Annotated in this window: 10 protein-coding genes; 8 read left to right on the top strand and 2 right to left on the bottom strand. The window is 73.5% G+C overall.

What is annotated here, in order from left to right:
* Positions 1 to 63: 63 nt before the first annotated feature.
* From ACZ7MY_RS22755 to ACZ7MY_RS22730, 6 genes are all read left to right on the top strand, one after another.
* Positions 64 to 798 carry a TetR/AcrR family transcriptional regulator gene (locus tag ACZ7MY_RS22755; RefSeq protein WP_499604142.1) on the top strand — a complete coding sequence of 245 codons (735 nt, stop codon included), beginning with the start codon at positions 64 to 66 and terminating at the stop codon, positions 796 to 798.
* Between the two features lie 436 nt (positions 799 to 1,234).
* Entirely contained in the window at positions 1,235 to 1,462 is a 228-nt protein-coding gene (locus tag ACZ7MY_RS22750) for a hypothetical protein (RefSeq protein WP_018558045.1), read from the top strand.
* Between the two features lie 103 nt (positions 1,463 to 1,565).
* Positions 1,566 to 2,372, top strand: coding sequence for a hypothetical protein (locus ACZ7MY_RS22745; protein ID WP_499604140.1), 807 nt, complete (start codon positions 1,566 to 1,568; stop codon positions 2,370 to 2,372).
* On the top strand, positions 2,369 to 4,624 hold the full coding sequence (locus ACZ7MY_RS22740; protein WP_499604138.1) for an NHLP family bacteriocin export ABC transporter peptidase/permease/ATPase subunit: 2,256 nt from the start codon (positions 2,369 to 2,371) through the stop codon (positions 4,622 to 4,624). Before ACZ7MY_RS22745 ends, ACZ7MY_RS22740 begins: the two co-directional genes overlap by 4 nt.
* Before the next feature lies 1 nt (position 4,625).
* Positions 4,626 to 7,493: an NHLP bacteriocin export ABC transporter permease/ATPase subunit gene (locus tag ACZ7MY_RS22735; RefSeq protein ID WP_499604136.1), complete on the top strand. Its 2,868-nt coding sequence runs from the start codon at positions 4,626 to 4,628 to the stop codon at positions 7,491 to 7,493.
* A 641-nt stretch (positions 7,494 to 8,134) separates the two neighbouring features.
* On the top strand, positions 8,135 to 11,083 hold the full coding sequence (locus tag ACZ7MY_RS22730; protein ID WP_499604134.1) for a S8 family serine peptidase: 2,949 nt from the start codon (positions 8,135 to 8,137) through the stop codon (positions 11,081 to 11,083).
* Between the two features lie 133 nt (positions 11,084 to 11,216).
* Here ACZ7MY_RS22730 and ACZ7MY_RS22725 read toward each other — a convergent pair whose 3' ends face one another.
* Positions 11,217 to 11,741 carry a universal stress protein gene (locus tag ACZ7MY_RS22725; protein WP_499604133.1) on the bottom strand — a complete coding sequence of 175 codons (525 nt, stop codon included), beginning with the start codon at positions 11,739 to 11,741 and terminating at the stop codon, positions 11,217 to 11,219.
* A 308-nt stretch (positions 11,742 to 12,049) separates the two neighbouring features.
* On the opposite strand from ACZ7MY_RS22725, the gene ACZ7MY_RS22720 reads away from it, so the two are divergent.
* Positions 12,050 to 13,237: a low temperature requirement protein A gene (locus ACZ7MY_RS22720; RefSeq protein ID WP_499604131.1), complete on the top strand. Its 1,188-nt coding sequence runs from the start codon at positions 12,050 to 12,052 to the stop codon at positions 13,235 to 13,237.
* Between the two features lie 47 nt (positions 13,238 to 13,284).
* Entirely contained in the window at positions 13,285 to 13,671 is a 387-nt protein-coding gene (locus tag ACZ7MY_RS22715; protein ID WP_499604130.1) for a hypothetical protein, read from the top strand.
* 70 nt (positions 13,672 to 13,741) lie between these two features.
* Here the strand turns inward: ACZ7MY_RS22715 and ACZ7MY_RS22710 are convergent, their stop codons facing one another.
* Positions 13,742 to 14,071, bottom strand: coding sequence for a hypothetical protein (locus tag ACZ7MY_RS22710; protein ID WP_499604128.1), 330 nt, complete (start codon positions 14,069 to 14,071; stop codon positions 13,742 to 13,744).
* Between the last annotated feature and the right edge of the window lie 17 nt (positions 14,072 to 14,088).

Below are 14,088 nucleotides of genomic sequence, written 5' to 3'. Positions count from 1 at the left end.
TGCTGCCCCTCCAGGCAGTGGGTTCACGGCGCCACGCCGCCGTGACGGACGGAAGGTCCCGGGATGGGCGACACACGCGGTGACGAGCTGCTCATCGGCGATCCCGCGGACCTCCCCACGACCGGCGGGGCGTCCGGGCCGGCCCCGGCCCGGACGCCCGGCCGGGCGGCGACGACCCGGCAGGCGCTGCTCGCGGCGGCCCGCGAGGTCTTCGGGGAGTCGGGGTACGCGGCGGCGGGCATCGCCGAGGTGGTCCGCCGCGCGGACGCCAGCGTCGGCGGGCTCTACCACCACTTCGACGGCAAGGTGGACCTCTTCCTGGCCCTGTGGGAGGAGTTCCGCACCGCGCAGGCGCAGACCACGGCGCGGGCGGTGGCCCGGCTCCGGGAGAGCGGCGAGGACCGCCCGCGTGCCCTCTTCCTCACCGGCACCCGCGCCTACCTGGAACACACCAGGGCGCGGCGCGAGATGGCCAGGCTCTTCTACACCGGGGACACCCCGCCCGGCTTCGACCTGCTGGGCCGGCAGAACCTGAGGACCTGGATCAGCCACAACGCGACCCTGCTCGGCATCACCCACGAACGGCCGGGCGACCGCGCCCTGCTGATCGCGCTCACGACGACGATCGCCGAGATCGGCCGGGAGCTCGTCGCCTGCGACGACGCGCGCGAGGCCGCCGTCCTGACCGACACCGCCCTGGAACTCATCGGCAGGCTCTGCGACTTCGGACTGTCCGACGCCCAGGACGGCGCTCAGGACGGTGCCCGGCATGGCGCCGGGGACAGCGCCGTGGGCTGAGTCCGCCCTCTCCACCGTTCCCACCCGTACGGCCGCCGGACCCGTGTGCCGCGCGCCGTGGACCAGCCCTGCTCAGGGCGCGGCGGGACGGGCCCGAGCCCAGGGCTGAACATTACCTCCGGTAAATCTGCACACCGCACACGCGGGCGACATACGCCCGCACGTCCGCACGCGAACCGGGCAGCCGGTGCGCGCGGTTTGATCCGGAGTGCCCGGTTCCGCCACCACGGAACAACCCCGGGCTGTGAAGGAATTGCCATCGGGGCGTGGGAAATCCGGCACACCGGTGAAGCCGGGAATCCGAACCCAATTCGAACGCAGCGGTCGGCAATTGGCCGTCCCAGCTGCTCCCATGCTTGTATCCCGTGCCGTGGCGAAGAGGTTGCCCCCCTGATGATTCGCCACACGAAATGTGTTCACACGAAGGGAAACCCCCATGGACTTCACCTCCCAGGTCGAGACCCGCGAGATCTCCGACGCGGACCTGGACAACGTCTCCGGCGGTCTCGTGGGCGGTCTCGTGGCCAACGCCACCGGCACCGTCGAGTCGATCGCCCCCGTCGCCGGCACCGTGTCCGGTGTCGTCGGCACCGTCGAGGGCATCTCGGGCGTCAACACCGGCGCCGTGACCGGCCTGGCCACCGGCCTGATCGCGGGTCTCTGAGACCGATCGATCCGCGGGCCCCGGATACCTCCCTTCCGGGGCCCGCGGACGCCATTGCGGCCTTGGGCCCCAATGGCGGGGGATGCGGCCGAGGGAAGAGTCCGTGCAGTTTCGCCAAAAGGCCCTTGCCAAGCTCCAGTCACCGGAAGAACTCGATCTCCCGGTGCGTTTCGCGCGCCCGCAGGGCCGTCTCGTGCTCTCCGTCGCCATTCTCGTGATGGCCGCCGCGGCTTCCTGGGCGGTAAACGGTTCCGTGTCCTCGAAAATGAGCGCACCCGGAATTGTCGGCTACGGGCAGGGCAGTTACGTCCTGCAGAGTCCGGTCGCCGGACAGGTCACCCGGGTCCTCGCCGACGAAGGGGAACGCCTGCCCGCCGACGCCCCCCTGCTCAGCGTGCGCACACCGGACGGCGACACCGTCGTCCGCACCGTGGCCGCGGGCCGGGTCAGCGCCCTGGTGGCCACGATCGGCACCGTCGTCACCGTCGGAGCGGACGTGGCGACCGTGGAACGCGCCGCCCGCCCGGGCGACCCGCTCGTCGCCACCCTCTACGTCCCGGCGTCGGGCGCCTCCTCGGTGCCGGTGGGCGCCGCGGTGGACCTCGCCGTCGAATCCGCGCCGCAGGCCCGGTACGGGGTGCTGCGCGGACACGTGAAGGCCGTCGGCCGCACCTCGCGCACCACCCGGCAGCTCGCCGCCGACCTCGGCGACCCGCAGCTCGCCGAGCAACTCACCCGCGCGGGACGCCCGGTGGCCGTCGTCGTGACGCTGGACGCCTCCTCCCGCACCCCGACCGGCTACCGCTGGTCCAAGGGCGACGGCCCCTCGTACGAGCTGGACTCCATGACCCTGGCCACCGGCGCCGTCCACCTGGCCGCACAGCGCCCGATCGATTGGCTGCTCCCTTGACCGCGCCCGCCCGGACCCAGCAGCGGCCGCTACCGCCCGCCGGCCGCCGCAGACACCGCCCCGAGCCCGCGCGCACCCGCCGGCCGCGTCCGCGCCGCAGGCCGCGCACCGTCCGCACGCCGACCGTGCTGCAGATGGAGGCGGTGGAGTGCGGCGCCGCCGCCCTGGCGATGGTGCTGGGCCACCACGGCCGGCACGTGCCGCTGGAGGAACTGCGCATCGCCTGCGGCGTCTCCCGCGACGGCTCCCGGGCCAGCAACCTGCTGAAGGCCGCCCGCGGCTACGGCCTGCAGGCCAAGGGCATGCAGATGGAGACCGCGGCCCTCACCGAGGTGCAGGCGCCCGCCATCCTCTTCTGGGAGTTCAACCACTACGTCGTCTACGACGGCACGGGCCGCCGCCTCGGCCGGCGCGGCGTGCACGTCAACGACCCCGACAAGGGACGGCGTTTCGTGCCCCTGGAGGACTTCGACACCAGCTTCACCGGTGTCGTGCTGACCTTCGAACCGGGCCCGGGCTTCCACCGCGGCGGCCGCCGCCCCGGCGTCCTGCGCGCCCTGCCGGCCCGGCTGCGCGGCACCAGCGGCACCATGCTCGCCGCACTGGTGGCCAGCCTCCTGCTGGTCGCGGTCGGGGCCGCGCTGCCCGCGCTCAGCCGCACCTACATCGACCTGTTCCTGATCGGCGACCAGACCTCGCTGCTGGGTGTGCTGTTCGCGTCGATGGCGGCGATGGTGGCGCTCACCGCGGCGCTCACCGCGGTCCAGCAGTCCAACCTGCTGCGCGGCCGCATCATCTCCTCCACCCTCGGCAGCGCCCGCTTCCTGCGCCACCTGCTGCGGCTGCCGGTCACCTTCTTCACCCAGCGCAGCCCGGCCGACCTCGTCCAGCGCCTGCAGTCCAACGACGCGGTCGCCGAGACGCTCGCCCGCGACCTGGCGGCGGCCGCCGTCGACGGCGTCGTCGTCGTGCTCTACGCGCTGCTGATGTGGACGTACGACCCGCAGCTCACCGTGCTCGGGGTGGGCATCGCCCTGCTCAACGCCGTCGCCATGCGCGTCGTGACCCGGCTGCGGGCCACCCGCACGCAGAAGCTGCGCGCCGACAGCGCGCGGCTCACCAACACCTCGTACACCGGCCTGCAGTCGATCGAGACGATGAAGGCCACCGGCGGCGAGAACGGCTACTTCCGCCGCTGGGCCGGGCAGCACGCCTCCACCCTGGAGGAACAGCAGCGGCTCGGCGTGCCCAGCGCCTGGCTGTCGGTCGTGGCCCCGACCCTCGCGACGCTCAACAGCGCGCTGATCCTGTGGATCGGCGGCCTGCGGGCGGTGGAGGGGCACATCTCGATCGGTCTGCTCGTCGCCTTCCAGGCGCTGGTCACCCGGTTCACCGCGCCCATCACCCGGCTCAACGGCGTCGCCGGCCGCATCCAGGACTTCGCCGCCGACGTGGTGCGCCTCAAGGACGTCGAGAACTTCCCCGTCGACTCCCTGTACACGCGCCCCGGCTCCGGGGCGGACAACCGCCGTCTGAAGGGCCACGTCACGCTGGAGGACATCACCTTCGGCTACAGCCCCCTCGACAAGCCGCTGCTGTCCGGCTTCTCGCTGTCCGTCGCCCCGGGCCGGCAGGTCGCGCTGGTCGGCGGCTCCGGAAGCGGCAAGTCCACCGTCTCCCGGCTCATCGCCGGGCTCTACAGCCCGTGGGAGGGCACGATCCGCATCGACGGGCAGCGCCTGGAGGACATCCCGCGCGGCGCGCTGGCCGCCTCCGTCTCCTTCGTCGACCAGGACGTCTTCCTCTTCGAGGGCACGGTCCGCGACAACGTGGCGCTGTGGGACCCCTCCATCCCCGACGCGGACGTGGAGGCCGCGCTGCGCGACGCCTGCCTGTACGAGGTCGTCGCCCGCCGCCCCGGCGGCGTCCACAGCCGGGTCGAGCAGGACGGCCGCAACTTCTCCGGCGGCCAGCGGCAGCGGCTGGAGATCGCCCGGGCCCTCGTCCGGCGGCCCAGCGTGCTGGTGCTCGACGAGGTGACCAGCGCCCTCGACGCGGAGACCGAACAGGTCATCATCGACAACCTGCGGCGCCGCGGTTGCGCCTGCGTGGTGATCGCGCACCGGCTCAGCACGGTCCGCGACAGCGACGAGATCGTCGTCCTCGACCACGGCACGGTCGTCGAGCGCGGCCGCCACGAGGAACTGATCGCGGCGGGCGGCGCGTACGCCGCGCTGGTCAAGGAGCACTGAGGTGATCCCCGTACAGCCCGGCACCGCCGCCGGCGACCCGGTCCTGACCGCCCTCGGCGGGCTCGGCGGCCCCGTCGACTGCGCCGGCCTGCGCAGCATCCCCCTGGAGGGGCCGCACGTGCTGTGGCTCGTGGTGGCGGGCGCCCTCGACCTGTTCGCGGTCGACGCGGCCCAGCAGGGCCACTGGCACTACCTGGGCCGCCTGGAACCCGGCACCCTCCTGCTCGGCCCCGTGGAGGGCCCCCGGCACACCCTCGTCGGCCGCCCCCTGCAGGGCTGCCACCTGCGCCGCGTGCCGCTGCGCGAGCTGTACCGGCCGCCGCAGCCGCACCCGGCGGCGTACGGCGACGGCTGGGACGGGCAGGGCCCGTACGGTGCCGGGCACGACACCCGGGAGCTCGCCCTCAGCCTCCTCGAGCACGCCTTCGCGCTCGGCGTCGGGCGCAGCCAGCGCGTGCTGTACGAGGCCCCGCTGACCGGCCGCACCACGGACGGCGAACACGTCGCCGACGACGACATCCTGTGGCTGCCGGTCCTGCCGGGCAGCGTGCAGTACGGGGCCGCGTACTCCGCGGAGGCGGCGGGCGACCTGCTCCTCGACGGCGCGATGTGGCAGAGCATGGTCAACCAGCAGTACCGGCTGCTGTCGACCCTGGACGGCTGGATCGAGGGTCTGGAACGCGCCCACGAGGACCGCACCGCCGCGGGCATCAAGGCCGGGGAGGCCGTCCGCGAACAGGCCGACCGTGATCTGCTGGCCTCCATCGGCACCTCCCGCAAGGCCGCGTCGCGTTCCGCCGCGGCCGCGTCCGACGACGCGACGTACGCCGTCTGCCGGCAGGTCGCCGAGGCCGCCGGCATCACCCTCGTCCCGCCGTCGCGCGGCGGCGCCGCCAGCGACCGCATGGACCCCGTCGAGCGGGTCGCCGTCACCTCGGGCATCCGCACCCGCCCGGTGCGGCTCGACGGCGAATGGTGGCGGGAGAACACCGGCCCCCTGGTGGGGCGGCGCGCCGCGTCCGGCGCGCCGGTGGCCCTGCTGTGGCGGCGCGGCGGCTACGAGGCGGTGGGGCCCGGCGGCAGCAGCCGCGTCCGGGTCGCGGAGTACAACGCGGAGGACTTCGAGCAGCGTGCCGACATGCTCTACCGGCCGCTGCCCGAGCGGGGCACCGGCCTGGCGGGGCTGCTGCGCTTCAGCCTCCGGGGCTCCGCGGGCGACCTGCGCAACCTCGTGCTGAGCAGCCTGGTCACCGTCGGCCTCGGCGCGCTCGTGCCGATCGCGACCGGCCAGGTGCTGGGCACCTTCGTGCCCGACGCGGAGACCGGGCTCATCGTCCGGGCCGCGCTGGCCGTCGCCGTCACCGGCCTGGTGTGCGCCGCGTTCATGCTGACGCAGAACCTCACCGTGCTGCGCATCGAGGGCCGCATCGAGGCCACCTTGCAACCGGCCGTGTGGGACCGGCTGCTGCGCCTGCCGACCGGGTTCTTCGCCGGGCGCTCCACGGGCGAACTGGCCAGTGCCGCGATGGGCATCAGCGCCATCCGCCGGGTGCTCGCGGGGGTGGGCCCGGTCGCCGTCCAGGCGACGACGGTCGGCGCGATGAACCTCGTCCTGCTGCTCCTGTACAGCGTCCCGCTCGCGCTCGCCGCCCTCGGCATGCTGGTCGTCATCGGCGCCGCGCTCCTCGGCCTCGGCCTGTGGGAACTGCGCTGGCAGCGACGGCTGGTGCGGCTCGGCAACAAGCTCAACAACGAGGCCTTCCAGACCCTGCGCGGGCTGCCCAAGCTCCGCGTCGCCGCCGCCGAGAGCTTCGCGTACGCCGCGTGGGCCCGCCGGTTCGCCCGCAGCCGCGAACTCCAGCAGCGCGCCGGCCGCGTCAAGAACGTCACGACCGTCCTCAACGCGGTCTACCTGCCGCTCTGTTCGCTCATCATGTTCATGTTGCTGGCCGGCCCGGCCCGGGGCGCGCTGTCCGCCTCCGGATTCCTCACCTTCAGCACCGCCATGACCATGCTGCTGACCTCGGTCACCCAGCTCACCGGGGCACTGCTGTCGGCGGCCGCGGTGCTCCCGATGTACGAGCAGGTCAGGCCGATCCTCGACGAGGCGCCCGAGGTGCGCGGCGGCAGCACCCAGCCCGGCGTCCTCTCCGGCGCGATCGAGGCCCGCAACCTCACCTTCCGCTACTCCGACGACGGCCCGCTCGTCCTGGACGACGTCTCCCTGCGGGTCGGGCCCGAGGAGTTCGTGGCGATCGTCGGCCCCAGCGGCTGCGGCAAGTCCACGCTGCTGCGCCTGCTCATCGGCTTCGACCGGCCCGCCTCGGGCAGCGTCCTCTACGACGGCCAGGACCTGGCCGCCCTCGACCAGGGCGCGGTCCGCCGCCAGTGCGGCGTCGTGCTGCAGAACGCCCAGCCGTTCACCGGCTCGATCCTCGACTGCATCTGCGGCGCGGAGGCGTACACGCAGGAGGAGGCGATGGAGGCCGCCGCCATGGCCGGTCTGGCCGAGGACATCCAGCGCATGCCCATGGGCCTGCACACCATGATCGCGGGCGGCAACACCGTCTCCGGCGGGCAGCGCCAGCGCCTGATGATCGCCCAGGCGCTGATCCGCCGGCCCCGCGTGCTCTTCCTCGACGAGGCCACCAGCGCCCTGGACAACGAGACCCAGCGCATCGTCATCGACAGCACCCGGCGACTGCGGGCCAGCCGTGTGGTCATCGCCCACCGGCTCTCCACCGTCATGGACGCCGACCGCGTCGTGGTGATGGAGGACGGCCGGGTCGTGGAGGAGGGCCGCCCCGCCGACCTCCTGGCGAACCCCGGCGGACGGCTGCACGAGCTGGTCCGGCGCCAGATGAGCTAGATCGGGGGTGGCGGCGCCCCTGTACCGTGCGGACGCCGCCTACCGCTGACGCGGCGTCCCCGCGAACTTCCGCTGCCCTGGGCGGCGTCGACGGCGGCTCTCCGGCGTCGACGGCAGCTGCCGGGGCCCGCCCGTGTCCCCGGCCCGAACACACCGGCCGGGGTTCGGCGGTGGTGCGCCTGGCGCTCCGCCGGTGCGCCCGGTCAACGGTGAACGTGCTCAAGGGTGTCGGCATCCCGACACCTGTCCGCAAGACGCCAGACAGACGGGTGCCCACGTCGCACGGGGCCTCGGCAGGATGCCGCCTCCCCGGAACCCCGCGTTGAGCGCCCGGGGACACGCGCCGAACCGCGGCCACCCGTAGGCGAGTTTGTGCTGGTCAGGGCCCTGACAGCCACAACTCCACCCGCACCTGGGGATGGACCGGACACCGTTCCCGGCACGGGGGACTCACCGCGCCGTGGCGGCGAAACATCCCTGACGGGCCGCCGCGACAACACCGGGTGCGACGGATCGTCATATGAACGTGATCTTCCCGTGATCGATTGGAGGTTGGGTGTGACGGACATTCACACCGTTCACTTCATGGGAGGAGACTCGTGGTCACGAGCGCGAGCCTTCGACGACGACGCCACATAGTCGTGGCGTCGGCAATCACCGTCCTAGCCACCCTGTTCAGCGGCCTGGGGACCACCGGGCCGGCCGCGGCACAGACCGGCACCCCGCTGCCGGACCTGAAGCTGGGCCGGTACGACCACACCCGGGCCGCCCTCACGGGCGGTGGCGCCCTGCACACCGCCGCGCAGCCCGACACCATCAAGGGGCAGTACGTCGTGCGGCTGCGGGAAGCGCCCGTCACTTCGTACACGGGCGGCGTCGAGGGACTCGCGGCGACGAAGCCGGTGGCCGGGCAGGATCTCCAGCCGCACTCGGCCGCGGCCGAGAAGTACCGTCGGCACCTCGGCGAAGCGCAGCGTGACGTACTCGGCGACTTCGGTGTACGGGCTCAGCGGACGTACACGACCGCCTTCAACGGCTTCGCCGCCGAACTGACCGGCGCGCAGGCCGGCAAGCTGTCCAAGGACCCGCGCGTCGAGGCGGTCACCCCGGCCCAACTCGTGAAGGCCGACACGGCGACGACCCTCACCACGCAGGCGGCGCAGCACACCGCCCAGGCGCCGGCGCGGACGGCGGCACAGACGGCGGCGCAGACCAAGCCGGCCCACGGCTCCGATGTGGTCATCGGTGTGATCGACACCGGGATCTGGCCGGAGAGCGCCTCCTTCGCCACCACCATGGCGCCGCCCGCGGGCTGGCACGGCACCTGCCAGACCAGCAGGGACTTCCCCGCCACCGCCTGCAACGGCAAGATCGTCGGGGCGCGGTACTTCGCCGACGGGTGGCTCAGCGCCTACGGCTCGCTGCCCGACGGCGAGAGCCTCTCGCCCCGGGACATGAGCGGACACGGCACCCACACCGCCTCCACCGCGGCGGGCCTTCCCGTCAAGCACGCGATGGTCCTCGGGCACGACTACGGCGCGATCTCCGGAGTGGCGCCCGACGCCCGGATCGCCGTGTACAAGGCGCTGTGGGGCGGCTCGGGCACGGACGCCGACATCATCGCGGCGATCGACGCGGCCGTGGCCGACGGCGTCCAGGTGATCAACTACTCGATCGGCAACTCGATGGGGGACTACCAGCCGAACAGCCCGATCGGGAACGCCTTCCTGAACGCGTACCTCGCCGGGGTCTTCGTCGCGGCGTCCGCCGGCAACGACGGCATGTCCGGAATGATCAGCAACGCCGAACCCTGGGTCACCACGGTCGGTGCGACGGTGGAGCGGTCCCACGAGGCGACCGTACGGCTCGGCGACGGCACCCGCATCGTCGGCACCTCCATGGACCAACTGCCCTCCCGTCGCAGCACGCCGATCGTCTTCGCCGAACAGGCCGGATCGCTCGACGACGGCGCGCAGTACTGCTGGTCCGGAAGCCTCGACCCCGCCAAGGTCAAGGGCAAGATCGTGGCCTGCGACTTCATCGACCCCGTCGACGCGGTGGCGACGGTCAAGGCCGCCGGCGGTGTCGGCGTGGTGCTGTTCCAGTCGACCGGCAACACCCGTCTCAACGTGATCTACGACTTCCCGACCGTCTACCTGTGGAGCGCCGAGCAGGCGGGCAAGCTCTTCAACTACCTGTGGGCGCACCGTACCGACGGGACCGCTTCGCTGGCCGAGGGCGGGGACGGCAGCAGCGTCGTGGGACTGCCGAGCGTGGCAAGCCTCTCGTCCTACGGCCCCGACCAGACGCACACCGGGCTCCAGAAGCCCGACCTCGTCGCGGACGGCATCGACGTGGTCGCGGCGGTGTCGCCGATGGCCGGCGGGCGCCTCTTCGACGCCTACTCCGGCACCTCGATGGCGGCCCCGCACGTGGCCGGCATGGCCGCGCTGCTGCGCACCCGGCACCCGAAGTGGTCGCCCGGCGCGACCGCCTCGGCACTGCGCACCACCGCCACCGACACCCGCGGCACGACCAGTCCGCTCCGCCAGGGCTCCGGCCTGCCGCGGACCTCGTCGGCCGACGACCCCGGCCTGGTGGTCGAGCCCTCGGCGGCCGAACTGACCGCCTTCGCGGCCGCGGCGACCCCCGACGGCAAGGAGATCAACCTGCCGTCGATCGCGCTGCGCGAGTACGACGGGACGAAGCCGGTACGGCTCACGCGACGGCTGACCAACGTCGGCACGCGGACCGAGACGTACACGGCGCACGTCGACGGGCTCGCCGGGATGAAGGTGACGGTCAGCCCCCGGACGATCTCGGTGAAGCCCGGTGCCACCGCCACGGTGACCATCACCCTGGAGCGCGGCACCGCGACCTGGGACCGCTACACCACCGGCTCGCTCGTGTTCAGCAGCGCCAAGCACCGCGTGCGCCTGACGGTCGCCGGCCGGCCGTGGGGCTTCACTCCGCGGCCGTACGACGACACGGGCATCGAGTTCGGCCGCACCGGCGGCCAGGGCCAGGGATACCTGGAGCCCGGCTTCACCGGCCCGCTGGCCGGCCGCACCACCGGGTACACCCCCGTGACCTGGACGGACAAGCAGCTCACGACCTCCGTCAGCGGCGGCGTGTTCTCCCCCGGCGGGGTGGGCACCCAAGGCACGAAGATCGTCGTGCCGCGCGGCTCGGCAGGACTGATCGTGCAGACCGCCTCCGACGACCCGGACACGAACCTGGACCTCTACCTCTACAAGGACGGCGAACTCGTCGACCGGAGCTGGGCGTCCTGGCACAGCAGCGAGCGCAGTGCCCGGTTCTTCCCCGAACCCGGCGTCTACACCGCCTACGTGCATGCCCGGACGGCGACCTCGGCCGAGGTTCCCTACCGGCTCGGGGTGACCGTCGTCCCCGAGAAGGGCGACCGGCACAACGCCACCTTGACCACACCGTCCCAGGTGGAGCGGGGCGGGTACTCCCAGGTGACGCTGGACCCCGTGGGCCCGCAGCCCGACGTCGAGCAGTGGGCGTACACCGAGTTCCGCACCGGCCGAACGGTCGTGCCCGGCCTGCTGATCAGTTCCCGCTGACCGCGGACCGCACAGCGACGCGCTGACCGGCTCACGCCGGACCGGGGCCGGCCTTCCCGAGGGAAGGCCGGCCCTCCGCCGTTGGGTGCGCTCCCCGGCCGGGCGGTCCGCGCGGGGGCCCCGGCGGCCGCCGTCAGGGGACGACGATCACCGGGCGCTGGGCGCCGCGCGCCAGGCGGTCGGAGATCGAGCGGAAGAGCCGGAGGCCGGCCGCGCGCCCGCTCCCCACGATGATGGCGTTCGCCCGGTAGGTGCGGCCGGCCTTCTCCAGTTCGTCCGCGACGGCGCCCCTGCGGTGGATGAGCGTCCAGGGCAGCCCCGACAGGTGGTCCTCACGCGCGAGTTGCCGCAGGAGCGCGCGCCTGCCGTCGCCGTGCGTCCCGCGCCCCCCGGCCACGTCGTAGTAGCCGAGCAGCGACGCGACGGGGTTCTCCCGCGCGACGTGGACGATGAGGAGCGCCGCACCGGTGCGCCGGGCCATCCCGGCCGCGTAGGACAGCGCCCGCCTGCTGGTGGCGGAGCCGCTGTAGCCGACGAGCACCCCGTACTCGTCGACGTTCGCGTGGACGCCGCGGGTGACGGGAACCGGCTCCCCGGCGGTGGAGGACCGCGGCAGGGGGTCGTCGCCGAGGGGGCCGGGGTCGCGGTGGCCTGCCATGGGAAACCTTTCGGGCTGTGCTGGACGGAGGACGGCCCCGGGAAACCGGAGGGGGCCGCCCGGGGACGTGCGGGCATCCACCGTTACCGACCGGCGCCACCCGCGAAGTGTGACAAGCCCGGCACCGCGGGACAGGACGGCGCGCCCGGCGGCGCCGGGTTCCCCGGGGTGTGTCACACGCGCGTGGGACGTCCGGTCTCAGTGGGGGAAGCAGAGCCTTGTCGCCGGGAATGCGAGGAACGTGACGTGAGCGAGGAAGGGGTTCCCGTCCGGTGCGGCACGGGGTACGCCGCGGGGACGGGAGCGGGGTGACCGCGCCGCAGACCGCCGCCACGGCGTGGCGGCGGCGGATGGTCGCCCGCGTCGCCGACGAGAAGCACCGCACCGCCACCACGCTGGAGCTCTTCTTCGACCTCTGCTTCGTCGTGGCCGTCGCCCAGACGTCCGCCGCGTTCGAGGAGGAACTGGCCGCGGGGCACGTCGGCAGCGGCGTCCTCGGCTACGCGCTGGTGTTCTTCGCGATCTGGTGGGCGTGGATGAACTTCACGTGGTTCGCCTCCGCCTACGACACCGACGACATCCCGTACCGGCTGCTCACCGTCGTGCAGATCACCGGCGCCCTGGTCATGTCGGCGGGCACGTCGGCCGCCCTGCAGCACGGCGACTACACCGTCATCACCTGGGGTTACGTCCTCATGCGGCTCGCCATGGTCAGTCAGTGGCTGCGGGCCGCCGGTTCGGACCCCGAGCGGCGCAGGAGCTGCCTGCGGTACGCGGCCGGCATCCTGGTGGTGCAGACGGGCTGGCTGGCGCACCTCGTGGTGCCCGGGTCCTTCCGTCTCCCGTCGCACGTCGTGCTCGCCCTGGCGGAGCTCGCGATCCCCGTGTGGGCCGAGCGGGCGGCCAACACGACCTGGCACCCGCGTCACATCGCCGAGCGCTTCGGCCTGTTCACGCTCATCGTGCTGGGCGAGTCCATCACGGCCGCCGCCGGGGCCGTGCGCGCCGCCCTCGACACCGACGCCACCTTCGGCGGCATCGCCACGCTGGTGGTGGGCGGCACTCTCACGGTCTGCGCGCTGTGGTGGCTGTACTTCGCCCAGAACGCCTCCCGCCGCCTGGGCGGCTTCGCCACGGCCACGCTGTGGGGCTACGGCCACTACGCGGTTTTCGCCTGCGCGGCGGCCGTGGGCGCCGGACTCGCCGTCAACGTCGCCCGGTCCACCGGGCACGGCCACCTGACCGCCTACGGCGCGGCGGCCGCGTACACGGTGCCCGTCGCCGGGTTCGTGCTCTCCGTGTGGCTGCTGCACCGCGGCGCCGCCGGGCACTCCACCGCGCCCGACGTGGTGCACGCGCTCGCCGTCGCGGCGCTCCTCGCCGCCACGTTCGCCCCCGCCCCGGTCCTGGTGACGGGCCTGGTCTGCGCGCTCCTGGTCGCCGCGACCTGCGTACCGCGCGGGCGGCGCACCGGCGTACGGCCCGCGGCCGCCTGAGGGGGCCGCGGACGGAACCCGGCCCGCGGCGGGCACGTCCAACGGCCATGAGCAGCAGGCACTCCGCACGCGCCACCGCCCTCGCGGTCACCGCCGCCGCCGTCGCTGCCGCCCTCACCGGCTGCGCCGACCGGAACGACCCCGAGCCTCCCCGCGTGGTGTTCCCCACCGCGCCGGCCCCGACCACCATCCCCTACGAGCTCTACACCCACTGCGGCATCGACGAGGCCCTGATCGGGTCCACGTACTTCGAGGCCGAGACCCCGCTCACCGGCGACGCCTTCAACCCACCGCCGGACTGGGACAACCCCACGCAGCGGGGCACGATGACGCTGCTGTCGCCGACGGCGGCGGTCTTCACCGACGCCAAGGGCCACGAGGTCCGCTTCCGCGCGCGGGTGGGCGCGGACGGCCCCAAGCGCGTCTGCGAGTGACCCGCGCGGTCCGTCACCGCACGGTCCAGGTCGAGAAGTGGCACGGCGGGTGGCGGGTCACGGGGTCGGCTCAGCAGTAGGAGTTCCAGCCGGAGCGGTAGCCGTCGCGGTAGCCGCGGCGGTATTCGGAGTTCCAGCTCTGGGGGCGGAAGGAGTCCCACTGGTTGCGGCAGCGTGGGCGGGAGCGGGCGTCGCGGCGTCCGTCGTCGCGTCCGTCGCGGAAACCGCGCCAGTACCGGTCGCTCACCTGCGGGGTGAGGGTGCCCGCGGCCTGGGCCTGGACCGTGCCCGCCGTGACCTGGCCGGCGGTCGCGGCCTGTGCGGGCGCCGCCGGCAGGACCGCCAGGGCTCCTACGGCTACCGGGCCTGCGAGCAGTGCGAGGAATCGCTGTGCGCGCATGGCTGTTCGTCCTCTCG

This window comes from Streptomyces sp. NPDC111520 (assembly GCF_055635295.1).
Note: the sequence above shows the minus strand (reverse complement) of the source record. Positions and strands in the feature narration are given on the sequence as shown.